This window comes from Vitreimonas sp. (assembly GCF_035627415.1).
Classification (GTDB): domain Bacteria; phylum Pseudomonadota; class Alphaproteobacteria; order Caulobacterales; family Aquidulcibacteraceae; genus Vitreimonas.
Genome location: NZ_DASPLU010000038.1, coordinates 55,382 through 77,171 on the forward strand (window position 1 = coordinate 55,382; position 21,790 = coordinate 77,171).

The 21,790-nt window shown below is 66.6% G+C and carries 24 protein-coding genes; 13 read left to right on the top strand and 11 right to left on the bottom strand.

All coding sequences use genetic code 11. The annotated features are described in order from the left end of the window. The first annotated feature begins 7 nt into the window (after positions 1-7). Positions 8-748, top strand: coding sequence for a DNA polymerase III subunit epsilon (dnaQ, locus tag VEA80_RS18980; protein WP_325062363.1), 741 nt, complete (start codon positions 8-10; stop codon positions 746-748). Here the strand turns inward: dnaQ and secB are convergent. Continuing rightward, positions 745-1,266, bottom strand: a complete 522-nt coding sequence (gene secB, locus VEA80_RS18985; RefSeq protein ID WP_325062364.1) for a protein-export chaperone SecB — start codon at positions 1,264-1,266, stop codon at positions 745-747. The two genes, dnaQ and secB, sit on opposite strands and share 4 nt — an antisense overlap. A gap of 121 nt (positions 1,267-1,387) precedes the next feature. Between secB and VEA80_RS18990 the strand changes: the two genes are divergently transcribed. The 6 genes from VEA80_RS18990 to hslU all read left to right on the top strand — a co-directional run bounded on the left by VEA80_RS18990 (position 1,388) and on the right by hslU (position 7,831). Continuing rightward, positions 1,388-2,008 (top strand): Tim44/TimA family putative adaptor protein, encoded by a 621-nt coding sequence (locus tag VEA80_RS18990; protein WP_325062365.1) that lies wholly within the window; start codon positions 1,388-1,390, stop codon positions 2,006-2,008. Then, positions 2,005-2,526, top strand: coding sequence for a Smr/MutS family protein (locus VEA80_RS18995; RefSeq protein WP_325062366.1), 522 nt, complete (start codon positions 2,005-2,007; stop codon positions 2,524-2,526). Before VEA80_RS18990 ends, VEA80_RS18995 begins: the two co-directional genes overlap by 4 nt. 100 nt (positions 2,527-2,626) lie before the next feature. Next, on the top strand, positions 2,627-4,726 hold the full coding sequence (locus tag VEA80_RS19000; RefSeq protein ID WP_325062367.1) for a putative bifunctional diguanylate cyclase/phosphodiesterase: 2,100 nt from the start codon (positions 2,627-2,629) through the stop codon (positions 4,724-4,726). A 31-nt stretch (positions 4,727-4,757) separates the two neighbouring features. After that, positions 4,758-5,303: an ATP-dependent protease subunit HslV gene (gene hslV, locus VEA80_RS19005; protein WP_325062368.1), complete on the top strand. Its 546-nt coding sequence runs from the start codon at positions 4,758-4,760 to the stop codon at positions 5,301-5,303. Next, positions 5,296-6,471, top strand: coding sequence for a hypothetical protein (locus VEA80_RS19010; RefSeq protein WP_325062369.1), 1,176 nt, complete (start codon positions 5,296-5,298; stop codon positions 6,469-6,471). The genes hslV and VEA80_RS19010 overlap by 8 nt, the downstream gene beginning before the upstream one ends. 55 nt (positions 6,472-6,526) lie before the next feature. Further along, the gene (gene hslU / locus VEA80_RS19015) at positions 6,527-7,831 is read left to right on the top strand and encodes an ATP-dependent protease ATPase subunit HslU (RefSeq protein ID WP_325062370.1); all 1,305 of its coding nucleotides are present in this window, start codon (positions 6,527-6,529) and stop codon (positions 7,829-7,831) included. On the opposite strand, the gene VEA80_RS19020 is transcribed toward hslU, so the two are convergent. Next, a complete protein-coding gene (locus tag VEA80_RS19020) occupies positions 7,828-8,826 on the bottom strand; it encodes an adenosine kinase (protein WP_325062371.1) in 999 nt (332 codons plus the stop codon). The genes hslU and VEA80_RS19020 overlap by 4 nt on opposite strands. Before the next feature lie 90 nt (positions 8,827-8,916). Here VEA80_RS19020 and VEA80_RS19025 point away from each other — a divergent pair, with 90 nt between their 5' ends. Beyond that, positions 8,917-9,312 (top strand): hypothetical protein, encoded by a 396-nt coding sequence (locus VEA80_RS19025; protein WP_325062372.1) that lies wholly within the window; start codon positions 8,917-8,919, stop codon positions 9,310-9,312. After that, positions 9,312-10,187: a hypothetical protein gene (locus VEA80_RS19030; protein ID WP_325062373.1), complete on the top strand. Its 876-nt coding sequence runs from the start codon at positions 9,312-9,314 to the stop codon at positions 10,185-10,187. The genes VEA80_RS19025 and VEA80_RS19030 overlap by 1 nt, the downstream gene beginning before the upstream one ends. On the opposite strand, the gene nth is transcribed toward VEA80_RS19030, so the two are convergent. Then, the gene (gene nth / locus VEA80_RS19035) at positions 10,112-10,810 is read right to left on the bottom strand and encodes an endonuclease III (protein WP_325062374.1); all 699 of its coding nucleotides are present in this window, start codon (positions 10,808-10,810) and stop codon (positions 10,112-10,114) included. The two genes, VEA80_RS19030 and nth, sit on opposite strands and share 76 nt — an antisense overlap. Before the next feature lie 47 nt (positions 10,811-10,857). On the opposite strand from nth, the gene VEA80_RS19040 reads away from it, so the two are divergent. Continuing rightward, on the top strand, positions 10,858-11,355 hold the full coding sequence (locus VEA80_RS19040) for a DUF2244 domain-containing protein (RefSeq protein WP_325062375.1): 498 nt from the start codon (positions 10,858-10,860) through the stop codon (positions 11,353-11,355). A 120-nt stretch (positions 11,356-11,475) separates the two neighbouring features. On the opposite strand, the gene dapB is transcribed toward VEA80_RS19040, so the two are convergent. Further along, the gene (dapB, locus tag VEA80_RS19045; RefSeq protein WP_325062376.1) at positions 11,476-12,282 is read right to left on the bottom strand and encodes a 4-hydroxy-tetrahydrodipicolinate reductase; all 807 of its coding nucleotides are present in this window, start codon (positions 12,280-12,282) and stop codon (positions 11,476-11,478) included. A gap of 969 nt (positions 12,283-13,251) precedes the next feature. Here dapB and VEA80_RS19050 point away from each other — a divergent pair. Both VEA80_RS19050 and VEA80_RS19055 read left to right on the top strand, forming a co-directional pair. Then, positions 13,252-13,644 carry a hypothetical protein gene (locus tag VEA80_RS19050; RefSeq protein WP_325062377.1) on the top strand — a complete coding sequence of 131 codons (393 nt, stop codon included), beginning with the start codon at positions 13,252-13,254 and terminating at the stop codon, positions 13,642-13,644. Positions 13,645-13,888: 244 nt separating this feature from the next. After that, the gene (locus VEA80_RS19055) at positions 13,889-14,062 is read left to right on the top strand and encodes a hypothetical protein (protein WP_325062378.1); all 174 of its coding nucleotides are present in this window, start codon (positions 13,889-13,891) and stop codon (positions 14,060-14,062) included. Positions 14,063-14,106: 44 nt separating this feature from the next. On the opposite strand, the gene VEA80_RS19060 is transcribed toward VEA80_RS19055, so the two are convergent. The 4 genes from VEA80_RS19060 to dnaK all read right to left on the bottom strand — a co-directional run bounded on the left by VEA80_RS19060 (position 14,107) and on the right by dnaK (position 18,805). Further along, positions 14,107-14,949, bottom strand: a complete 843-nt coding sequence (locus VEA80_RS19060) for an alpha/beta hydrolase (RefSeq protein ID WP_325062379.1) — start codon at positions 14,947-14,949, stop codon at positions 14,107-14,109. Positions 14,950-15,034: 85 nt separating this feature from the next. Further along, positions 15,035-15,412 (bottom strand): DoxX family protein, encoded by a 378-nt coding sequence (locus tag VEA80_RS19065; RefSeq protein ID WP_325062380.1) that lies wholly within the window; start codon positions 15,410-15,412, stop codon positions 15,035-15,037. A 213-nt stretch (positions 15,413-15,625) separates the two neighbouring features. Beyond that, the gene (gene dnaJ, locus VEA80_RS19070) at positions 15,626-16,786 is read right to left on the bottom strand and encodes a molecular chaperone DnaJ (RefSeq protein WP_325062381.1); all 1,161 of its coding nucleotides are present in this window, start codon (positions 16,784-16,786) and stop codon (positions 15,626-15,628) included. A 108-nt stretch (positions 16,787-16,894) separates the two neighbouring features. After that, positions 16,895-18,805, bottom strand: a complete 1,911-nt coding sequence (gene dnaK / locus VEA80_RS19075; protein WP_325062382.1) for a molecular chaperone DnaK — start codon at positions 18,803-18,805, stop codon at positions 16,895-16,897. Between the two features lie 300 nt (positions 18,806-19,105). Here dnaK and VEA80_RS19080 point away from each other — a divergent pair, with 300 nt between their 5' ends. Then, complete coding sequence (locus tag VEA80_RS19080) at positions 19,106-19,732, top strand: alpha-ketoglutarate-dependent dioxygenase AlkB (protein WP_325062383.1); 627 nt, start codon at positions 19,106-19,108, stop codon at positions 19,730-19,732. Here VEA80_RS19080 and VEA80_RS19085 read toward each other — a convergent pair. Genes VEA80_RS19085 through VEA80_RS19095 form a run of 3 tightly spaced genes read right to left on the bottom strand, consistent with a single transcriptional unit; the run spans position 19,729 to position 21,777 of the window. Beyond that, positions 19,729-19,992, bottom strand: a complete 264-nt coding sequence (locus VEA80_RS19085) for a hypothetical protein (protein ID WP_325062384.1) — start codon at positions 19,990-19,992, stop codon at positions 19,729-19,731. The genes VEA80_RS19080 and VEA80_RS19085 overlap by 4 nt on opposite strands. A gap of 1 nt (position 19,993) precedes the next feature. Then, the gene (locus VEA80_RS19090) at positions 19,994-20,413 is read right to left on the bottom strand and encodes a PIN domain-containing protein (protein WP_325062385.1); all 420 of its coding nucleotides are present in this window, start codon (positions 20,411-20,413) and stop codon (positions 19,994-19,996) included. Beyond that, a complete protein-coding gene (locus VEA80_RS19095; protein WP_325062386.1) occupies positions 20,410-21,777 on the bottom strand; it encodes a M48 family metallopeptidase in 1,368 nt (455 codons plus the stop codon). The genes VEA80_RS19090 and VEA80_RS19095 overlap by 4 nt, the downstream gene beginning before the upstream one ends. Between the last annotated feature and the right edge of the window lie 13 nt (positions 21,778-21,790).

Below are 21,790 nucleotides of genomic sequence, written 5' to 3' on the forward strand. Positions count from 1 at the left end.
CGAACGCATGCGCGAGATCCTGTTCGACACGGAAACCACGGGCGTTTTCCCGGACCACGAGGACCCAAAACTCTGCGACCGCATCGTCGAGATCGGCTGCGTCGAGGTTGTGAATCTCGAGCGCACCGGCCGTGAGTTTCACGCTTATTTCAATCCGGATCGGGACGTGCCGGAGGAGGTCGTGCGGGTGCACGGGCTGAGGCTCGAATTCCTGCGCAACCACAAGCGATTCGGCGAAGTCGTCGCCGAGCTCTTGGAATTCATCGCCGATGCGCCGCTGGTGGCGCACAACGCTTCGTTCGACCAGGGCTTCCTCAACGCCGAACTGAGGCGTTGCGGGCGCGATCTGCTCGGAAACGAGCGTTTCGTCGATACGCTCGCCATCGCCCGCAAGCGCTTTCCCGGCGCGTCCTGTTCGCTCGATGCTCTGGCTAAGCGCTTTCAGCTCGACCGCTACGGCTTCGATCTCGCCGCGCGCAAGGGCGCCGGCGGCCACGGCGCTTTGGTCGACTCGCGCATCCTCGCGGAAGTCTACCTCCACCTCAAAGGCGGCCGCGAGCAGCGCCTTGCCTTCGACGCAGGGGAGGCGGCGACCGAGAATGCAGCGGTGTTGCGCGCAGTAGAGTTCGTGCGCCGTCAGCCGCGCCCGGCGCCGCTTGCGGCGCTGGTGACCGCCGAAGAGCAGGCGGCGCACGCGGCCTTTATCGAGAAGCTCGGCGAAAACGCGATCTGGCGGAAGGTCGGCTAGAACGCCGCCGCTGAAGCGCCGCCGGAGACATCAGCCAGCGGCACGTCGCCGCGTGCTTCGCGCTCGCGCAGCTCGGCCCAATAGAGCGGCGTGAAGTCGATCGGATTGATCAGCAGCGGCGGATAGCCGCCTTCCCGTGTGATCTCCGCCAGGATCTGGCGGCTGAACGGAAACAACAGCCGCGGGCACTCGATCCAGATCAGCGGCTCGACGTCATCGGGGCGCACATTCATGAACTGGAAGACGCCGGAATAGACGAGGTCAACCGAGAACATCAGCGTGTCCTGGCGCTTGGCGTGGACGTTGATGCAGAGATCCACCTCGGTGGCTTCGCCCTGGCCCATCGGCCGCGACTTCACCTCGACGCCCATATCGATGGTCGGTTGGATGTCGTACGCCTGGGCGGCTGCGCCCTGGGCGTTGCGGAATGACAGCTCCTTCACATATTGGGCAAGGACGCGCAGATGAGGCGAATCTGCCGGGGGCGGGGCGCCGTCAGGAGCATTGTGCGTGTTCATGCGCCGGCTTTCGGTGCGATGGATCGGGAACTAGGCGGCTAGAATGGGGCGCAAGGGCGCGCTACGCAACTCCGCTAGAAGTGCCCGGCTGTTGGCATTATCTTAAATCTGGGCGCAGCGAATGCGGCCCCTGGAGTTTCGTCTTTTGGACCAGAGCCTGATCGAACTTGTCGTGCTGGCGTTCGTGGCCGGCTTCGTGCTGTTCCGGCTTTATACCACGCTGGGCAAGCGCACCGGCGCCGATCGGCCGCCGCAGCCCGCGCCCGCACAAGGCGAATTGCCGCGCGATCTCCCCGGCGCGCCGCGCATGCCGGCGCAGGCGCCTGGCGGCCCCGCTGGCGAGGGCCTGATGGCGATCGTGCGCGCCGATCCGAATTTCGACGTCGAGCATTTCGTCACCGGCTCGCGCGCGGCTTACGAGCTCATCGTCAACGCCTTCGCCAAGGGCGATCGCGAGGCGCTGCGCGGCCTGCTCACGCCGCGCGTCTACGAATCTTACGCGGCTGCGATCAGCCAACGCGAGCAAACCGGCGGCGCTGGCCCCGAGCTGGTGCGGCTGAAGTCGGCGGAGATCGTCGACGCGGCGCTGCAGAGCGACATCGCCCGCGTCACGGTCAAGTTCGAAGCCGAGCTCGCTGAAGGCGCACATGGCGTGCGCGATGCGCGTGAGCGTTGGACATTCGAGCGCAATGTGCGTTCGTCCGATCCGAATTGGCTGCTGGCGCGCGTCCAGGAAGCGTGAGCAAAAGCAAGCGCGATCTCACCAGCGAGGAAAAGAAACTCTGGCGGCGCGTCGCCGCCGGAGTGAGAACGCGCCGCCCGCCGCCCGTCGACGATATCGATCCGGGCGAGACGAAGACCATTGTCAAAGCCGCTGCTCGAACCGTCGCGGCGCCGAAGCCGAACCGGGTTCCAGCGAAAACCGCGCCGCCGCAGAACCGCGCCAACGAAAAGCGCGTCCGCCGCGGCAAGCTCGAGATCGGCGCAACGCTCGATCTTCACGGCCACACCCAAGACGGCGCCAGGAGCGCGGTGATCCGCTTTCTCCGCCGCGCGCAAAACCGCGGCGACGCGGCGGTGATCATCGTCACCGGCGTCGGCCGCGGCGGCGAAGGCGTGCTGAAGCGGCGGCTGCCGGAATGGCTCGCGGCGGCGGAGCTGCGCGGCGTCGTCAGCGGCTTTGCGCCGGCGCACCGCTCACACGGCGGGGCGGGGGCCTTCTACGTGTTCGTCAAACGCGTGCGCGAAACCGAACAGTAAGCTTCGTCAACGCCGGATTTACCGGAAAATCAGCTGTTTTCAGCGGCTACTAACCATTCCCATGGAACTTGTACGCGCGCGCTCGTGCGCGGGAGTTTCGATGGCATCGCCGCTCAACCTTGCGAATGCGCGCCGCCCACGCGGGCTGGCTGCCCGCGCGGTGTTGTTCACGACGCTGCTCGTGGCAGTCACTTCGGTGCTGTCGGCGGCGATCGTGCTGGTCGGCGCGCATCGCGAAGGGCAGCGGCAGGAGTTCGCGATCGCGCGCGACCTCACCGAGCATCTCGCCTCGCGCATGGGTGAGGTGCTGGCCCGCGGCAACAGCCGCATCGTGCCGCGCATGATCGATGGGGCGGCCCAGCGTGAGGAAGTGCGCAGCATCTATGTGCGCGACAGCGCCGGCGCGGTGTTGGGGCAGGCTGGCGGCGGCGCGCGCGACACGGCGCTGATGGCGGCGCTGACCGATCGCGCCATGGCGGCGCGCACGACGCTGACGCTCCGCGCAGAAGACGGCGCGCTCGCGGTGGCCGCCCCGATTGTGCGCGAAGGGCAGGTGACCGGCGCCGTCGCGCGGATGTGGGAGCCGGGCGCGTACAGCTTCAACGTTCTGGCGGCGTTGTCGCCGTTTCTGCTCATTCTCGCCTGCCTGACTCTCGCCGCGGTTCCACTCACGGGCGGCATGGTGCGGCGCGCGATCGCCCCGCTTGACGCGCTGGCGCGCTACGCCGAACGCGTCGGCGAGCAGGGGCGCGCCGAGGCGCTCGATCTGCACACCGGAGACGAGTTCGAGACGCTCGCCGCAGCGTTCAACAACATGACCTCGCGGCTGGATGCGTCGATGCGGCAGATCCAGGAGATCGCCTTCGTGGATCCCGCCACGCGGCTGCCAAACCAGGAGCGCTTCACCCGCGAGCTGGGTTATTTCATGCTGCAGCCGCGGGAGGGCGCCGCCGCCGCTGTGCTCGTGTTCGAGCTGCAGCGGCTGTCGAAGCTGATGCAGACGCTCGATCCGGACGCCGCGCGCGACTTCCTTCGGGTGGTGGCCGACCGGTTCGTATCGTCGGTGCGGACCGTAGACCGCATCATCCGGCGCGGCCAGGGCGAGGGCGCCGCGACGCCGGCGCGGCTCGGCGTGACGGAGTTCGCGGTGTTCGCGCCCGGCCTCACGCAAACGGAAGCGGCTCGCTTCGCGCAGCACATGAATGCGGCGCTGAACCAGCCGTTCGATTGGCGCGGCCACAAGCTGATGCTGGGCGCTTGCTGCGGCGTGGCGATGGCGCCCCGCGACGGGCGCGACGCCGACGCCGTGATCCGGCATGCGCGCATGGCGCTGGCCGCCGCGCAGGGGGCGACGGCGAAGGTGAAGATCTACACTCAGTCGCTCGACCGCGAAGCGGTGGCGCGCCTGACCTTGGAGCGCGAAATGCGCGGCGCGCTCGAACGCAATGAGTTCCGCGCTTATTTCCAGCCCAAGATCAACGTCGCCACCGGCCGCATCGAAGCCTGCGAAGCGCTCGCGCGCTGGATTCGGCCGGACCGCACCATCATCAGCCCAGGCCGATTCATCCCTGTGGCGGAGGAGACGGGCCTCATCGGGCCGCTCTCGGACGCCATCATGCGCGAGGCGTGCTGGAAGGCGGCGGCTTGGGCGCGCGCCGGCCAGCCGGCCAAGGTCGCGGTCAACGTGTCGGCGCTGCAGTTCCGAAGCGATCGTTTCGCCGAGAACGTGCTGCGCGTGGTGCAGCACTCGGGCTTGGCGCCGGGGCAGCTGGAACTCGAGATTACCGAAACTGTCGCGCTCGAGGACCCCGACCGCGCGCTGCAGGTGATCCAGCCGCTGCGCGAAGCGGGCGTGCGCCTGGCGATCGACGATTTCGGCTGCGGTCATTCGAGCTTGGCGGCGCTGTCGAAATTGCCATTTGACGTGATCAAGATCGACCAGACCTTCATCCGGGCGATAGAGCGCGGCGATGCGCAGGCCGGCGCCATCGTCGAGATGATCCTGGCGCTGGCGCGCACGCTGGAGCTCGAAGTCGTCGCCGAGGGCGTGGAGCGGCGCGAGGAAATGCAGTTCATGGCGGCGCGCGGCTGCCATTGGGTGCAGGGCTTCCTGTTCGGCGCGGCCGTGTCCGCGACCGAGTTCGCTGAGCTGCTTCGGCGCCAATCCGGCGACGACGTGATGGCCGAAGACGCGGCTTGATCCGCTGGGCAGGCTCCGCCACATCAAGCGGATGAGCGAGCAGCAAACCTGGCACGGCACCACCATTCTGTGCGTGCGCAAGAACGGAAAAGTCGTGATCGCCGGCGACGGCCAGGTGTCGGCCGGTCCGACCATTCTCAAAGGCAACGCGCGCAAGGTGCGCCGGCTCGCCGGCGGCGGCGTGATCGTCGGTTTCGCCGGCGCGACGGCGGACGCGTTCGCGCTGTTCGAGCGCTTGGAGCAGAAGCTGGAGCGCTTCCCGAGCCAGCTCGCCCGCGCCTGCGTCGAACTCGCTAAGGATTGGCGCACCGATCGCGCGCTGCGCCGGCTGGACGCCATGCTCATTGTTGCGGACGCGAAGGAGACGTTTCTGATCACCGGGGCAGGGGATGTGCTCGATCCGGAACACAAAGTCGTCGCTGTCGGCTCCGGCGGTAATTTTGCCCTTGCCGCCGCCCGCGCGCTCTACGATCATCTTGACGATGCCGAGACGATCGCGCTCCAGTCCATGGCGATCGCCGCCGACATTTGCGTCTACACCAACGGCAATCTGACGGTGGAGAAACTGGATGGCTGATCGTGGCGCGTTGGAGGCGGCTGCGGCCGCCGGCGTGATCAACCCCGAGCAAGTCGGGCCTCTCCACGATTTCCTTTCCTCCCGCGCCGCAGGTGTACGCGCCGCGCCGGGTGGCGAAGAAGACCTCCGTTTCATCCGCAACTTCCACGATGTGTTTCTCGCCATCGGCATCGCGCTGTTCGCGATCGGCCTGGCGATCGGCATCGGCACGTTCGCGGCCGATGCCGGCGACGTCCGCTCCGGGACTTCGCTCGCCGGCGTGCTCTGCGCCGGGGCGGCCGTGGTGATGTGGGTGCTCGGCGAACTGTTCGCGCGCCGCCGCCGGCTGTTCCTGCCGGCAATCGCGATTGTCTGTTCGCTCACCATCTTCGCCATCATCGCCGCGGCTCTGATCTATGCCGGCGTCTTGCTCGGACGCGAGTTCGAAACCCAACCGAACTGGAGTTCGATTCCGCCCGAACTGCGCAACGGCATTCTGATCTCCGCCGCCTTTGGCATCGTTGCGCCGCTTGCTTTCTACGCTCGTTTCAGATTGCCGTTTTCGCTCGGGCTCGCCGGCGGGGGGTTCGCCGCTTTCGTCGTGGTGGCGGCGCTGATCTGGAATGCGGAACAGACGCTGGCGCTGTTGCCGGCTTTGTACCTTGGATTGGGCCTGTTGCTGTTCGCCGCCGGCGTCGGCTTCGATGCACGCGATCCGGAGCGGAACACGCGCTTCTCGGACAATGGCTTCTGGCTGCATTTCGCCGCCGCGCCCTTCCTGCTCAATGGCGCTTTTGGCCTGATTGGCCAAGCCTTCGGCGGCGACAGTTTGGAGGCGCTCTCGCCCAGCGGCGGTTTGCTCGCCGCCGGCGTGCAGGGCGATGCAGTGCTGCAGGCCGCTGCGACTCTGCTGGTCGTCGTTGCGCTGGGGCTTGTTTCTCTCTTGATCAATCGGCGTGTGTTGATCGTGTCGGCCTTGCTGACGACGGGCGTGGCGATCGGCATTCTGATGAACTCGGTCGGTCTCGGCGCCGGCGCCTTGGCTGCGTCGACGCTGACCGTGCTGGGCGCGTTCGTTCTGATCCTGGGGGCCGGCTGGCACGCCGTGCGCCGTGCGTTGCTCGCCTGGGTGAAGCCGAACGGCGCCTGGGCGCGGATTTTCCCGCCAGAAGCGCCGGCCGCAGCCTGAAGCGCACACCCGCCGCACTTCACGCGGACGGGCTGCGCCACTAAGTGAGGGCGCGATGACCACTTTCTCGCCCCGCGAAATCGTCTCCGAACTCGATCGCTACATTGTCGGCCAGGACGACGCCAAGCGCGCCGTCGCCATCGCCCTGCGCAACCGCTGGCGGCGCAAGCAGCTGCCGGACGAATTGCGCGAAGAGGTGACGCCGAAGAACATCCTGATGATCGGCCCCACTGGCGTCGGCAAGACCGAGATCGCGCGCCGGCTCGCCCGGCTCGCGGGCGCGCCGTTTCTGAAGGTGGAAGCGACCAAGTTCACCGAAGTCGGCTATGTCGGCCGCGATGTCGAACAGATCGTGCGCGATCTCGTCGAGGTCGCGCTCAACATGGCGCGCGAAAAGCGCCGCCGCGAAGTGCGGGCGCGGGCCGAGGCCGCCGCTGAGGAGCGCGTGCTCGATGCGCTGGTGGGGCAGGGCGCGAGCCAAGCCACGCGCGAGTCTTTTCGCCGTCGGCTGCGCAACAGCGAACTTGGCGGCTCCGCCGTCGAGATCGATGTTGAAGACACGGCTTCGCCGCTCGGCGGGCTCGACATTCCCGGCCAGCCCAATGTCGGCGTCGTCAATATCGGCGAGATCTTCGGCAAGGCGTTCGGCCGCCGCACCAAGCGGGTCCGCATGACGGTCGACGAGGCCTACGAGCCGCTGGTGCGCGAAGAAGGCGACAAGCTCATCGATCAGGAAAACCTGGTCAAAGAAGCGCTGACGCTCACCGCCGAGGACGGCATCGTATTCCTCGACGAGATCGACAAGATCGCCTCGCGTTCCGAACGCGTGGGCGGCGGCGATGTCAGCCGCGAAGGCGTGCAACGCGATCTGTTGCCGCTGATCGAAGGCACGATCGTCAACACCAAGCACGGGCCGGTGAAGACGGACCACATCCTGTTCGTCGCGTCGGGCGCTTTTCATGTCGCCAAGCCTTCGGACCTGCTGCCGGAGCTGCAGGGTCGCTTGCCGATCCGCGTCGAGCTGAAGGCGCTGACGCGCGAGGACTTCCGCCGCATTTTGACCGAGCCGGAGGCGAGCCTCGTCACCCAGTACAAGGCGCTGATGCAGACCGAGGGCGTGACGCTCGACTTCACGGAGGACGCGATCGAGGCCATCGCCGGCATTGCGGCGGATGTGAACGCGGCGGTCGAGAACATCGGCGCGCGGCGGCTGCAGACGGTGATGGAGCGACTGCTCGACGAGATCAGCTTTTCGGCGCCGGATCGCGGCGGCGAGAGCGTTCGCATCGATTCCGAATACGTGCGCAAGAATGTCGGCGATCTCGCCAAGAACACCGATCTCTCGCGCTTCATCCTTTAGACTCGGAACCCGTTGGTCAGCGCCAGCGCGCGCAAGTTTTGTTCGGGGCGCGGGCCCATGTGCGAGATGACTTCGGCCGCCGCGAGTGAGGCGAGGGCGCCGCACTCTGGGAGGGGGCGGCCGCGGGCGAAGCCGAACAGGAAGCCGGCGGCGTACTGGTCCCCGGCGCCGGTAGTGTCGACTACCTTGGCGACGGGAGACGCGTTGACAGTGACCGTCTCCTCGCGCGTGGCGATGAGGGAGCCGATTTCCGAGCGGGTGACGATCACGGTTGGGCACGCCTTGCGCGCGGCTTCGAGCGCGGCGCCGAGATCGTCCTGTTCGTAGAGCGAAAGAATCTCGCTTTCGTTCGAGAACAGGATATCGACGTGGCCGGCGACGAGATGGCGGAAGCTGTCGCGGTGGCGGTCGACGCAGAATTTGTCCGAGAGTGTCAACGCCACTTTGCGCCCGGCGCTGCGCGCGATTTCGGCGGCGCGCACGAACGCGGCCTTCGCTTCGTCACGATCGAACAGATAGCCCTCGAGGAAGAGCGTCTCGCCGGCCTTGATCAGGTCGGTGTCAATGTCCTCCGGTCCGAGCAGGGTGGAGGCGCCGAGATAGGTGTTCATGGAGCGCTGGCCGTCATCGGACACGGCGATGAGGCAGCGGGCGGTGCCCGGAGGCGCCGAGCGCGCGGGCGTGTCGAAGGCGACGCCGGCGGCGCGGAATTCGGTGGTGAAGCGGGCGCCGAGCGAATCGTCGGCGACCTTGCCGATATAGCCGGCCTTGCCGCCGAAGCTGGCGACGCCGGTCATGGTGTTGGCGGCGGAGCCGCCGGCGGCGACGACGGCCTCGGGCATCCGCGCTGTGAGGTGATCGGCGCGGGCTTCGTCGATCAGGGTCATGGCGCCGCGGGCGATATTTTCCTCCGCCAGGAACGCGTCCGGCACGGCTTGAAGAAGGTCGACGATGGCGTTGCCGACGGCGACGACGTCGTAGCTCGAAGAGGTCATGCGCAGATCCTGGAGAAAAGGCGCTTAAAGCGTGGCCCCTGCCGGCTGGCAAGCATTGCCGCTGCGGCGTTTGAGCGGCATCTTGGCGTCATGCGATTCCTCACAGCACTCGCCGCATTGGCGCTCCTTGCCGCCTGCGCGACCGCGGCGCCGTCTTCCGCGCCGCCGACGCAAACGGGCGCCGACGCCGCGGCGCCCTCGTATTCGTCGCTGGCGGCGCAGCTCTTCGCGTCGGCCGGGCGCGCCGATGCGCCGAGCCAAGCGGAAGTGGAGCGCGCGATCGGCGCGGCGGACATCGTGCGTAGTGAAGGCGCCGGCGCTGCCTGGACGTATCGCCTCGACTCCTGCGCGCTGTTGTTGCTGTTCTCGGCCGATGCGCGGGGCGAGATGCGCCTGGCGGAAGTGCATCCGAGCGCGCGACAGTCGGGCGAGCCGTCGCCCAGCGTCGAGCAATGCGCGGCGGAGGCGTCGGCGCGGCGGTCGTGATGGCGCGCGTTGCGTATCTGACCGGGCGCAGTTTCGCCGGCGCGCCATTTGCGCCGGGCGAGGTTCATCCGCTCGAAGAGAAAAGTCGTGAGCTGATCGCCGCCGCCGGCGCCAAACGCGGCATGGCGTTCGAGGTGAAGTACTGGGACGAGAATCTCGCAGGCTTTGACGCGGCCGTGATCCGCTCGTGCTGGGACTATCATCTGCGCCCCCAACACTTCATCGAAACTTTGGAGGCGCATGAGCGCGCCGGCGTGCGCGTGTTCAATCCGCCCGCCGTCGTGCGCTGGAATTCGCGCAAGACGTATCTGAAGGATTTGGGCGCGGCGGCCATCGAGACGGTATGGGTCGAGCGGGCGGACGCGCGCACGGTGGCGCAGGCGTTCGACGCGCTGGATGCGTCCGAGATCGTGGTGAAGCCGCAGATTGGCGCCGGTTCGGTGGAGACGGTGCGGCTCAAACGCAATGCGTGGAGCGAAGCCGATCTGATTGCCGGGCCGCAGGGGGCGGCGATGATCCAGCCGTTTCTGCGCGCGATCGAGACGGAAGGGGAGCGCTCGCTGTTCTGGTTCGGCGGCGTATACTCGCACGCAGTGCGCAAGGTGCCGAAGGGCGGCGACTGGCGCGCGAACATTCCGGGCGAGACGCGGTTCGTCGTTGAAGCGCCGCCGGCGGCGGCGATGGAAGCTGCGGAAGCGGCGCGCGCCCGTGCCCCGGGCGATTTGCTGTATGTGCGCATCGACCTGGTGCTGGGCGACGACGGCGCTTGGCGGGTGATCGAGATCGAGGCCATCGAGCCTTACCTCTTTCTCGACTTCGCGCCCGAGGGCGCGGACGTTTTCGCCGGCGCGATCGCGCGCGTCTTGGGCGTGTAGAGGCAGATATCGGCGATCACGCAGCGCGGGCATTCTGGCCGGCGCGCCAAGCAGGTGTAACGGCCGTGCAGGATCAGCCAGTGATGCGCGCCGTGCAGGTAGTGTGGCGGCGTAATGCGCATCAGTTGCGCTTCGACCTCCAGCGGTGTTTTGCCATCGGCGAGGCCGGTGCGATTGGCGACGCGGAAAACGTGGGTGTCGACCGCGATCGTGCCCTCGCCGAAGATCTCCATCAGCACCACGTTCGCGGTCTTACGGCCGACGCCGGGCAGCGCTTCCAAAGCTTCTCGTTCGCGCGGCACTTCGCCATTGTGCTGATCAACCAGCGCTCGGCTGAGCGCGATAACGTTCTTGGCCTTGTTGCGCCAGAGGCCGATCGTCTTGATGTGATCGGCCAGCTTTTCTTCGCCGAGCGCGAGCATTTTCTCCGGCGTGTCGGCGAGCTGGAAGAGCGGGCCGGTGGCGCGGTTGACGCCCTTGTCGGTCGCCTGCGCCGAGAGGACGACGGCGACGAGGAGGGTGTAGGGGTTGGCGTATTCGAGTTCGGTGCGCGGCTCCGGGCGCAGTTCGGCGAGGCGCGCGTAGAGCGCTTCGGCCTTGGCTCTGGTCAGGCGCTTGGCCATCAGCCGGCGGTCCTTGGCGGATGTGCGGTTTGCGCTAGCTTAGGCGCATGATCCCGCACTGGGAACGCTCGCCCGGCCCGCCGCCGCTCGACGGCAAGCCGCTCTTCTTCGACGCCGAGCTGCGTCCTTACCGCAGCTGGAGCATGAAGGCGTTCAAGGTGATGCTGGTCGCGGTGATCACGCTCAACGCGATCATGTCGATCATTTTCATCGCGCGCGGCGCCTATCCGGTGGCGGGATTCTTGGGCCTCGACGTGCTGGCGCTGTGGTTTGCGTTCCGCTGGAATTATCGCGCCGGACAAGTCGCGGAATATGTGCAGGTCGCGCCGGGCGCGGTGCATGTCGCGGCGGTGAACAACGAGGGCGTGACGACGCATTGGGTGCTCAATCCGATCTGGGCGAAGGTGACGCGCGATGGGCGCGGCGTGCTGATCCGCGCGGGCGATGGGCAGATGCGGATCGGCGCGTTTCTCTCGCCGAAGGAATGCGACAGCTTCGCGGCGGCTCTCGATGCTGCGCTGCATAAGGCGAAGCGGGGGACCTAGAGGCCGGTGCGTGGCGTCGCGCTTCGACAGGCTCAGCGTGACGCCAATTCCATCGTTCGCGTCAGTGGTAGCGTCAGCCTGAGCTTGTCGAAGGCGACGCGGCGTGACCGCGCACAGCATTCAAAGCCCCAGCACATCCCGCATCGAGTAGAGGCCGGGAGGTTTGTCGGCGGCCCACAAGGCGGCGGCCAGCGCGCCGTCGGCAAACACCGCGCGGTCGAAGGCCTGGTGCGAGAGCGTCAGCATTTCGCGTTCGGCGATGAAGCGCGCGTCGTGCGCGCCGACGATGCCGCCGCCGCGGATGACGGAAAAGCCGATCGGGCCCTCCGGGCGCGGACCGGCGGCGCCGTCGTAAGGCGCGAGCTTGAGGTCGCTCAGCCGCTTGCCGCGGCCGTGCGCGGCGGCTTCGCCGAGGAGGAGGGCGGTGCCGGACGGCGCGTCGACTTTGCGGCGATGGTGCGCTTCGGCGATTTCGATGTCCCATTCGGGGCCGAGCTTCTGCGCCGCTTGCTCGACCAGAGCGGCGAGCAGGTTGACGCCGAGGCTGAAATTGCCGGAGCGGACGATGGCGATGCGCTGGGCGTGCGCGGCGACGCGGTGCTCCTGCTCGGCGCTGAGGCCCGTAGTGCCGACGATGGCGGCGCGCGCGGTGGTGTGCGTCAGCGCCTCAAGCGCGGCGACGGTGGCTTCGGGCGTGGTGAAATCGATCCAGACGTCGGCCTTGTCGGCGGCGTGATCGGCCGCGTCGCTCGTGGTCATGAAGAGCGGGGCGATGCCGGCGAGCGCGCCCAGATCCGTGCCGAGGAACTGGCCCTCGCGGCGTTCGGTGCCGCCGACGACGGTGAAGCGCGGATCGCCGCTGGCGGCGCGGATCAGCGCCCGGCCCATACGGCCCGCCGCGCCGGCGATGGCGATGGAGAGGGTCATGTGGACTCCATGGAGGTTTGTGGGTGCGGCGGCAAGGGCGGGTTCGGGACTCGGGACTAGGGACTAGGGACTAGGGATGCGCGGCATCGTCAGCGCGCGCAGTGTGAGCGCCGCTGTTCTCTAGTCCCTCGTCCCGAGTCCCGAAAACCGAGACGCGATAACCGATCCCTGAAGAGGGAGACGGGGCGCGTCGGACGCGCCGGATTAGAGCCTAGGGTGCGCCGCCTGTCGCCAGACGGCGCGCGCGTCGAACGCGCCCCGTTCGTCGGCCGTTTGTCCCGGATTGGCGACCAGGAGTTGTTGGCGCACCAGCATGGAAAGCATGCAGGGGCCTTGGCTCCTTATGGCCACGAGCCGGTTCAGCGCGTCAGCAGCTCCGATGCCGCTGGACCCTTCGGTTTCACGCCCCGAAGGCAGTGCACGCGTCGTTCGCTTTCGCCCAACGAACCTGGAAAGCGTCGTACCTTCTGCGAAGGCCTTCTCGACAATCCACGTCCGCGGACTTTCTCAACGATGAAGTCAGTCCTCGTGTCCTTCGTGATGGTCTTTGTGTCTTTGTGTTTGAACACGAAGGCACGAAGCTTGGCACAAAGGTCACAAAGGCTCCTCCATCGAAGCGACGCCTGCCGCGCCGGCCGCTGTCCGCACATTCCAAAGTTTCGGACGTCTTCGAAATCTCCCGTGTGCGGACGAGAGACATTCTACGGGTGTTTGGGCGCGGTCGGATTGATTCGGTCAAGAAAAGCGCGGGCGTTTAGGTCCGCACTGGCCTTAGCCGTTGAAAGACAGGCGCAAAACGCGAGCTAACGGCCCGCGCGCCTAGCCAGAGAATAGGAGGATAGCGGTCGGCTCTATCCTCCCATTCATCCCGCCTCGCGCTTAGTGCTTCACCGGGCTTAGCGCGAGCGGTAGCGATTGAATGCGCCGTCTGACCGCTTACGATGGCGGCGACGCAATGGAGCGCGCGGCATGCGGCTGATTTCGATCGGAGCGGCGTTGGCGGTTCTCGTGTCGTCGACCGCCGTGCACGCGGAAACGACGCTGCGGACAGAAGGCGATTTTGACGGCGACGGGCTGCGCGACACGGCTGCGCTCGAAGTCGATGCTGAGCGCTTTCGGCTGGTGGTTCGCCGCGGCGCAGCGCCGGAGGCGCCGATCGTCGTGCGCGAGGGGCCGCGCGAGCGCGTCGGAGATTTTCTGGGCACGCGACCGGCCGGCGTTTACGAGACCTTTCCTTTCGACGACCGGCGCGAAACCGTAGCGACCCGACACGACGGCATCAGCTTCGGGAGCAGAGAAGCGTCCGAGGGCCTCATCTATTGGACCGGCGCGGAGTTTCGCACGGTGTGGCTGTCGGATTGACGCGTGCGCGTGTCTGAGGCGGTGGACGCGGCGGGTTGCATTGCGTTTCTCGTCATTCCGGACGCGCGAAGCGCGAACCGGAATCTGCCGGAATGACGATGTTGGCGAACATCCGTGCTTGGCCCTAAGCCGACGTTCGACGTCGTGCTAACATGGCCTCAGGTCGTTGGAGCGAGCCATGCCATTCTCATGTCGAGGGCAAGAGTACCAATGCGTCGTCGGCAGCGATGTGCAGCGTGATGGAATGTATCTGGAAGTCACCGATACCCAGGACGAACCTGATGTTTTGGAGGTCTTCTACTCCGACCAGACCGATCAAATGACGTTCACGGCCTATCGCGGGGACATTCCGCTTGAAGTAGTCGAATGGGCAGTGACCTTGGCCAAGGAACGGCTGATCCCCACTGCAAGGCGATAGTCCGTTCCCGGCGAAGAGCGGACCTGAGTGCGAGTAGGCGCGCGCTAATTCAGAAAGCCGTGTTCGCGGAGGAAGCGGTCGGCGCGGTTGGCGGCTGCGGCGGCGGTGGCGGGATCGGGACTGGGTTGGCCGCGATCGTCCTGGCCGGCGGGCGTGAAGAGATGGCCGTAGCCTTCGTAGATTTCGAGTTCGCACACGTTTTGCGCCGCCAGCATCGCCGCGCAGAACGCCTGCGCGTGGCCGAGCGGCGTTTCGGTGTCGACGTCGCCTTGCAGGATCAGCGTCGGCGGCATGCCGGGGCGGACGAGGCGCAGCGGCGAGGAGTCTTCGGCTGCGCCGCGCGCGCCGAGCAGGCGCGCAAACCAGCCGTCAGCTTCGGGGGCGAGCGAGGGCGAGAGCAGGATCAGCGCGTCGGGGCGAGCGGCGGCGTCGCCCAGCTCGGCGGCGGTGACGGCGAGCTGACCGCCGGCGGACCAGCCGTAGACGGCGATGCGCGCGGGATCGATGTTGAGGCGTGCGGCGTTCGCGCGCGCCCAGCGGATTTGCGCGCGCGCATCGCCCATGGCTTCGAGCGGCGTGATGTTGGCCTGGTCCGAGAGCCTGTACTGCGCGGCGATGGCGACCATGCCGCGCTCGGCGTAGCGGCGCGCGCGCGGATAAGCCCAGGTCGGGTCGCCATAGGCCCAGCCGCCGCCGTGGAAGACGATGATCGCCGCGCGCGGGTTGGCGCTGGGTCCGGGATCGAAAACGTGCGCTTCGAGCGGCGCGCCGTCTTCGGATTGGAGGCGTTCTATGCGCGGTGCGGGCGGCGCTGGCGGTGACGCGGGCGCCGGCGCGCTTGCGCAGGCGGCGGCGAGCAACGCGACGGCGGCGATGACGGAGCGCATGCGTTCCCCCGGTGACGACGTGCGGGAGCTTAGCGCGGGCGGGGCGTGGGTGCGAGAGCGGCGCGGCGCGCAGCGTTCCTCGCGGCTATTTGGAGGGCGCCCGCGTCAGCGCCGCGTCGACCGAGAACGAGCCTGCGCCCAGGGTGGCAAGGCAAAATCCAACGAGCACCAGCATCGTGGCGGGAAACGCGCCGCGCACGCCCAGCGCCGCATCCACCATGATCAAAGCCACGATGAAATTGAACGCGCACACCACGCCCGCCCAGCGGGTGAAAAGGCCAAGCACGAAGGCCAGGCCGCAGAGGAGTTGCGCCCACACCGACAGCGGTGCCATCAGCTCCGGCATGGCAAAGCCATGTTGCGCCAAGAAACCCGCGAACTCGGCCATCCGGTCCGCGCTCTGAACGTTGTCCCAGACGCCCCAGATCAAAAAGCCTCCGACGACGACGCGGAGCGCGAGCAAAGCTGTATCGGCGCCTCTGCTCAAGGCGGGCAAGAACAGAAGGCCGTGTGTGATGTTGCTCATCCCGCTCCCCCGCGCGCTTTGATCTGCGGGCCGATGGCCGCGCATTTGCGCCCGTCAGCCTCACGTAAGGACGTCAGAGCAGCGAGATTACGCAACGTTGTTTCGACGAGTGGCGGCGGGCCTGAAGGCCGCGGTCCAACCTTTCCGGCTTTAGCGCGTCGGGCCTTCGCTGGCGCCTTCGAAGAATTTCTTGACGCTGGCGAAGAAGTTTTGCGTTTGCGGGTGGGCTTCTTCGCAGCACTCTTTCGAGAATTCTTCGAGCAGCTTGCGCTGTTTGGCGGTGAGGTTCACCGGCGTTTCCACCAGGAGCTCGACGTGGAGGTCGCCGCGGTCCTTGGCGCGCAGGTGCGTCATGCCCTTGCCCTTGATGCGGAAGCGGCGGCCGGTTTGCGCGCCGGCGGGGATCGTCACCTTGGTGCGGTCGCCGTCGATGGTGGGGATTTCGATTTCGCCGCCGAGCGCTGCTTTGCACATCGGCGTCGGCGCGCGGCAGTAGAGGTCGGGGCCGTCGCGTTCGAACAGCGGGTGGGGCTTGACCGAGAGGAAGAGATAGAGATCGCCGGGCGGGCCGCCGCGGGCGCCGGCGTCGCCTTCGCCGGCCAAGCGGATGCGGGTGCCGTCCTCGACGCCGGCGGGAATCTTGACCGAGAGCGTGCGCTCCTTCTGCACCGTGCCGCGCCCGCCGCAGCTCTTGCACGGCGTCTTGATCGACTGGCCGCGGCCCTGACAGGCGGGGCAGGTGCGCACCATGCGGAACATGCCTTGCTGGGCGCGGATCTGGCCGGCGCCGCCGCAGGTGCGGCACGTCTCGAGCGGAGCATTGCCTTCCGAGCCTGAGCCGCTGCACGGCTCGCAGACTTGCGCGCGCGGCACGACGATCTCGCGCTCGCTGCCTTTGAAGGCCTGTTCGAGCGTGATCTCGACATCGTAGCGCAGATCGGCGCCGCGCTGCGGGCCGGTGCGGGCGCGCCCGCCGGCGAACATGTCCTCGAAGCCGCCGCCGAAGATCTCGTTGAAGAGGTCGGAGAAGTCGGCATAGCCGGCCGAGCCGGGGCCGAAGCCGGGACCGCCGCCTGCGCCGCCGCCGACGCCAGCTTTGCCGTAGCGGTCATAGGCGGCGCGCTTCTGCGGATCAGAAAGCACCGAGTACGCTTCGCCGATTTCCTTGAACTTCTCTTCGGAGACTTTGCAGCCCGGGTTTTGATCCGGGTGCAGCTTCATCGCGAGCTTACGGAACGCGGACTTGATCGTCGCGGCGTCCGCGTCGCGCGGCACGCCAAGGACTTCGTAATAATCGCGCCCGGTGCTCATCGTGTCACCGAGATGAGAAAGGGGCGGCCTCCCCACAAGGAGGAAAGCCGCCCGATGTCAGTTTGGATAAAGCGCTGCCGCATCGCCCGACCTCGATGACGTGTTGGCTTAAGCGCTTTTCTTGCCGTCGACTTCTTCGAAGTCGGCGTCGACGACACCTTCCTGGTCGGGCCCTGCGCCCGCGTCGCCGCCGGCGTCACCGCCGCCGCCTGCGCCGCCATAGAGGGCTTCGCCGATCTTCATCGACGCTTGCACGAGCGCTTGCGTCTTCGCGGCGATGTCGGCCGTGTCGTTGCCTTCGAGCGCTGTCTTCAGCGCGGCGATGGCTTGCTCGATCGCCTGCTTGTCGCCCGGCGGGATCTTGTCGCCGTTTTCGGCGAGCTGCTTTTCGGTCGCGTGCGCCAGAGCTTCGCCCTGGTTCTTGGCTTCCGCCAGCTCGCGGCGCGATTTGTCTTCGCCGGCGTGCTCTTCGGCTTCCTTGACCATGCGCTGGATGTCGCTGTCGCTGAGGCCGCCCGAAGGCTGGATGCGCATCGACTGCTCTTTGTTGGTCGCCTTGTCCTTGGCGCCAACCGAGACGATGCCGTTGGCGTCGATGTCGAAGGTGACTTCGATCTGCGGCAGGCCGCGTGGGGCAGGGGGGATGCCGACCAGGTCGAACTGGCCGAGCGGGCGGTTGTCCGCGGCCATTTCGCGCTCGCCCTGGAAGACGCGGATGGTGACGGCGTTCTGGTTGTCTTCCGCGGTCGAGAAGATCTGGCTCTTCTTGGTCGGGATCGTGGTGTTGCGTTCGATCAGGCGCGTGAACACGCCGCCGAGCGTCTCGATGCCGAGCGAGAGCGGCGTCACGTCCAAAAGCACGACGTTCTTTACGTCGCCCTGCAGCACGCCGGCCTGGATCGCGGCGCCGACGGCGACGACTTCATCCGGGTTGACCCCCTTGTGCGGATCGCGGCCGAAGAATTCCTTCACCACCTGCTGGATTTTCGGCATGCGCGTCATGCCGCCGACCAGGACGACTTCCTTGATGTCATTGGCGGAGAGGCCGGCGTCCTTGAGCGCGGCCTTGCAGGGCCCGAGCGTGCGCTGGACCAGGTCTTCGACCAGGCTTTCGAACTTGGCGCGCGTCAGCTTCATGTTGAGGTGAAGCGGATTTCGGTTCGCGTCCATGCTGATGAACGGCACGGAGACATCGAACTCGGTGCGCGAGGAGAGCTCTTTCTTGGCTTGCTCGGCCACTTCCTTGAGCCGCTGCAGCGCGAGCTTGTCCTGGCGCAGATCGACGCCGTTCTGTTTTTTGAACTCGTCGGCCAGGTAGTTGAGGATGCGGACGTCGAAGTCTTCGCCGCCGAGGAAGGTGTCGCCGTTGGTGGAGCGCACTTCGAACACGCCGTCGCCGATTTCGAGGATCGAGACGTCGAAGGTGCCGCCGCCCAAGTCATAGACGGCGATTGTCTTGTTCGCGCCTTCCTTGTCGAGGCCGTAGGCGAGCGCGGCCGCGGTCGGCTCGTTGATGATGCGCAGCACTTCGAGGCCGGCGATCTTGCCGGCGTCCTTGGTGGCTTGGCGCTGGGCGTCGTTGAAGTACGCCGGAACGGTGATGACGGCCTGCGTGACCGGCTCGCCGAGATAGTCTTCGGCCGTCTGCTTCATCTTCTGCAGCACGAAGGCGGAGATTTCGGACGGCGCGTACTTCTTGTCGCGGCCTTCGATCCAGGCGTCGCCGTTCGGACCTTTGACGATCTTGTACGGGACGATGTCCATGTCCTTCTTGGTGATGGGATCGTCGAACGAGCGGCCGATGAGGCGCTTCACGGCGTAATAGGTGTGCTGTGGGTTGGTGATCGCTTGGCGCGCGGCCTGGATGCCGATCAGGCGCTCGCCGCTTTCGGTGAAGGCGACCACAGAGGGCGTCGTGTTCGAGCCTTCGGCGTTGACGATGACCTTGGGATTGCCGCCTTCCATGACGGCGACGCACGAATTGGTCGTGCCAAGGTCGATGCCAATCACTTTGCCCATAATTCTATCCTCGTTCCTTCTTCAGCGGCGCGGTTTCGTCTCTGGACCCATAGACTGGCGTCCGCGAAGTGCCCGCGTCCTGTTTCATCCAAGCGATTGTACGGCCTGGCGCCCCGTCCCAGCTCCAAGCCGCGTTCGTTCCGGGTTCATGTGGTGTATCGCCTAGATGGTGCAAGGCTTTTGGACGGTAGTATCCGCAATCCAGGCAAGGAAATTCCGTCGTCGCCGCATGCGCTTGATCCGGCTCAAGTTTCCAGCCGGAACAAAAAAGAAACCGAATGCCCGGATAGCGCTTCGCAGATGACCCGTTCAGGCACAGACCTCGACGGCTTCCGGCTCTGGCCGGGACTGCTCGACCGCGCCGCGCAAGAAGCGTTGCGCGACGAGGTGTTCGCGCGCATGCGGGCGGGGCCGCTCTACATTCCGCGCATGCCGAAATCGGGCCAGCCGATGCGGGTGCGGATGACCAATTTCGGACCGCTGGGCTGGGTGACGGATAAGGAGCAGGGCTACCGCTACCAGGATTTCCATCCCGAGACGGGCATGCCGTGGCCGGCGATGCCGCCGCTTGTGCTGGATTTGTGGCGCGAGCTTTCCGGCTACGGCGCCGATCCGGAAGCGTGCCTCGTCAACCTCTACGAAGGCGATGCGCGCATGGGGCTGCACGTCGACAGCGACGAGGCGGCGTGGGATGCGCCGGTGCTGTCGATCTCGCTCGGCGACACGGCGATCTTCCGCATCGGCGGCGCGTTGCGTTCTGATCCCACGCGCAGCGTGCGGCTGGCGTCGGGCGATGTGTGCTTGCTCGCCGGCGCGGCGCGGCGCGCCTATCACGGCGTCGATCGGATTCTGCCGGGCACGTCGCGGCTGCTGCCGAAGGGCGGGCGGCTTAATCTGACGCTGCGGCGGGTGACGGTTCCGAGTTAGCGGGCCGGCTTGTAGCCGGGAGGGAGTTCGTCGCCGGGCTCTGGAAGCTGGCCGCCGCTTCGGCGCAGCAACTCGAGCGCTTTGGCGACATCGGCGCGCTGGCGACGTTCAGCGAAGAACCTGTCCGTCCGTTCCCGCTCAAGCTCGAACGCCACGGCGCGTGCGACGAAGGTGGAGAGGTCTTCGCCTGCCGCGCGAGCTGCCTCGGCCGCTTCCGCGGCCAAATCGGCGGGCAGATCAATGGTTGAAGGCTTCGACATTCTAGCGCTCCATTTCCGAAAGTATCACGTGCGGCGCGATCGTCCTAATGCCCAAAGCTGGGCTCGACCGTTCAAAGTCTCTCGGATTGTTGGTGACGATCAGATGCGCCCCCGCATTGAATGCAGCCTCCAGCACTAGATCGTCGTTGGGATCGGATGAAAGTGGGCGCAATTGCCAGCGGATCGGCGTGTCCTTCATCATTGCGGTCAGCGCATCGAGAATAATGAGCGCCTCCGCGCGGCTTAGACCGGCTGCAGCCAGATGTTCCGCTCGCGTGGCGACCGCTTCGTACTCCAAGCCAAGCGCGGTTGAGGCGGCAGCTTCGAGCCTGCCGCTCACAACCATTTCCAGCACTTTGGCGGATGCGCCCGTGGGGCTGCGAATGCCAGCGATGACGACGCTTGTGTCAATGACGATCATTGCACCGAAGCATCAGCCGCCTCCGACGCCGGCGTAGCATCCGGCGTTTCGCTTTGCGCTTGCCGATCGCGCACGAAATCTGGGACCCAGCCTTCGGGCGGGCCGCCGGGGGAGGGCGGGAGACGGCCGGCGGCGATTTCGTGGGCTTTCCAGACCATCGCGTTGTGGACGCGATTCCAGCCCGACGGGTGGTCGTAGAAGAACCATTCCTCCAACTGGCTCGGCTGCATCTTGCGATATTCGCTGAGCAGCACTGCAGCTTCGGCGAAACCATCGGGCTCGCGCGCGGCGTTGAGGCCGAACATGTCGGCCTGCTGCTCGTTGAAATAGATCAAGTTGCGCTGCAGCGGCGCGGTGATGAGGCCGACGACCGAGAGCAGCACCAGGATCAGCGGCAGGCCGGCGGGATCGGAGATATCGCGGATGCCCCAGCGCTCGTTCTTGGCGAAGGCGCGGAAGGTGAAGTGTACGAAGGCGAAGCTGAACAGGATCAGCATCGCGCTCATGATCAGGCCCGAATACATGTGCCCCAGCACGTAATGGCCGATCTCGTGCGCCATCACCGCGCGCGTTGCTTCAGGACTGGCGCGTTCCAGCAGCGTGTCGGCCAGTGAGATGCGCGTCGTCGGGCCGAAACCGGAGACGTTGGCGCTGATGCTGTTGGTCTGGCGCGAGCGGTCGTAGACGTAGACATTGTCCGCCGGCACGCCGTTGGCTTGCGCCATGGCGATGATGTCGTCGCGCAGCTCGCTTTGCTCCATCGGCACCGATTCGTTGAACAGCGGCGCGATGTAGATCGGAAAGAGCATGCTCATCACCGCGGCGAAGGCGATGGTGACGGCCGAACCCCAAATCCACCACGTGTTCCGCGCCGCGCGAATGATCATGTAGATGATGGCGATGAAGATCGAGCCGATCACGAGACCTATGCCGACGCCGATCATTTGCTCGCCGAACCATTCGGGGAAGGTCTGCGTCGAGAGATCGTAGCGATGCTGGCGGACGAAGCCGACATAGTAAGTGAACGGGAAGGTGATGACGGTCGAGACGAGGTTGACGAAGAAGCCGACGCCGAGCGCCACCAGCGGAAACCACTTCACGGTCTTTTCGAGCCAGCTGCGAACGCCGCGGGCCCAGCCGAGCAACAGGATCAGCGCCGCTACCGCGATCGAAATCGCGGTGCTGACGAAGTCGATGATGTAGCCGCCTTCAAAATAGGCGTTGGAGCGCGCGGTGGCTTCCGGGCCCAGCGTCGCGAGCCAAGCGTGGGTCGCCAATTCCGGATCGAAAGGCAGGCTGGCGGCGGCGGCGGGCGCAGCAAAGGCTGTCGCGGCGGCGAAGGCCGCAAGTCCGATGGATCGCATGTCGTCACTCCCC

What these genes read in the sequence shown, in the direction of transcription:
- dapB (WP_325062376.1), bottom strand. Translation starts at nt 12,282, where the DNA reads ATGACCCTCTCCATCGCCATCGCCGGCGCGGCGGGCCGTATGGGCCGG.
- dnaQ (WP_325062363.1), top strand. Translation starts at nt 8, where the DNA reads ATGCGCGAGATCCTGTTCGACACGGAAACCACGGGCGTTTTCCCGGAC.
- VEA80_RS19090 (WP_325062385.1), bottom strand. Translation starts at nt 20,413, where the DNA reads ATGATCGTCATTGACACAAGCGTCGTCATCGCTGGCATTCGCAGCCCC.
- VEA80_RS18990 (WP_325062365.1), top strand. Translation starts at nt 1,388, where the DNA reads ATGCGGCCCCTGGAGTTTCGTCTTTTGGACCAGAGCCTGATCGAACTT.
- VEA80_RS19095 (WP_325062386.1), bottom strand. Translation starts at nt 21,777, where the DNA reads ATGCGATCCATCGGACTTGCGGCCTTCGCCGCCGCGACAGCCTTTGCT.
- hslV (WP_325062368.1), top strand. Translation starts at nt 4,758, where the DNA reads ATGAGCGAGCAGCAAACCTGGCACGGCACCACCATTCTGTGCGTGCGC.
- VEA80_RS19050 (WP_325062377.1), top strand. Translation starts at nt 13,252, where the DNA reads ATGCGGCTGATTTCGATCGGAGCGGCGTTGGCGGTTCTCGTGTCGTCG.
- VEA80_RS19020 (WP_325062371.1), bottom strand. Translation starts at nt 8,826, where the DNA reads ATGACCTCTTCGAGCTACGACGTCGTCGCCGTCGGCAACGCCATCGTC.
- hslU (WP_325062370.1), top strand. Translation starts at nt 6,527, where the DNA reads ATGACCACTTTCTCGCCCCGCGAAATCGTCTCCGAACTCGATCGCTAC.
- nth (WP_325062374.1), bottom strand. Translation starts at nt 10,810, where the DNA reads ATGGCCAAGCGCCTGACCAGAGCCAAGGCCGAAGCGCTCTACGCGCGC.
- VEA80_RS19010 (WP_325062369.1), top strand. Translation starts at nt 5,296, where the DNA reads ATGGCTGATCGTGGCGCGTTGGAGGCGGCTGCGGCCGCCGGCGTGATC.
- dnaK (WP_325062382.1), bottom strand. Translation starts at nt 18,805, where the DNA reads ATGGGCAAAGTGATTGGCATCGACCTTGGCACGACCAATTCGTGCGTC.
- VEA80_RS19080 (WP_325062383.1), top strand. Translation starts at nt 19,106, where the DNA reads ATGACCCGTTCAGGCACAGACCTCGACGGCTTCCGGCTCTGGCCGGGA.
- dnaJ (WP_325062381.1), bottom strand. Translation starts at nt 16,786, where the DNA reads ATGAGCACCGGGCGCGATTATTACGAAGTCCTTGGCGTGCCGCGCGAC.
- VEA80_RS19085 (WP_325062384.1), bottom strand. Translation starts at nt 19,992, where the DNA reads ATGTCGAAGCCTTCAACCATTGATCTGCCCGCCGATTTGGCCGCGGAA.
- VEA80_RS19030 (WP_325062373.1), top strand. Translation starts at nt 9,312, where the DNA reads ATGGCGCGCGTTGCGTATCTGACCGGGCGCAGTTTCGCCGGCGCGCCA.
- VEA80_RS19040 (WP_325062375.1), top strand. Translation starts at nt 10,858, where the DNA reads ATGATCCCGCACTGGGAACGCTCGCCCGGCCCGCCGCCGCTCGACGGC.
- VEA80_RS19000 (WP_325062367.1), top strand. Translation starts at nt 2,627, where the DNA reads ATGGCATCGCCGCTCAACCTTGCGAATGCGCGCCGCCCACGCGGGCTG.
- VEA80_RS19060 (WP_325062379.1), bottom strand. Translation starts at nt 14,949, where the DNA reads ATGCGCTCCGTCATCGCCGCCGTCGCGTTGCTCGCCGCCGCCTGCGCA.
- VEA80_RS19055 (WP_325062378.1), top strand. Translation starts at nt 13,889, where the DNA reads ATGTATCTGGAAGTCACCGATACCCAGGACGAACCTGATGTTTTGGAG.
- secB (WP_325062364.1), bottom strand. Translation starts at nt 1,266, where the DNA reads ATGAACACGCACAATGCTCCTGACGGCGCCCCGCCCCCGGCAGATTCG.
- VEA80_RS19025 (WP_325062372.1), top strand. Translation starts at nt 8,917, where the DNA reads ATGCGATTCCTCACAGCACTCGCCGCATTGGCGCTCCTTGCCGCCTGC.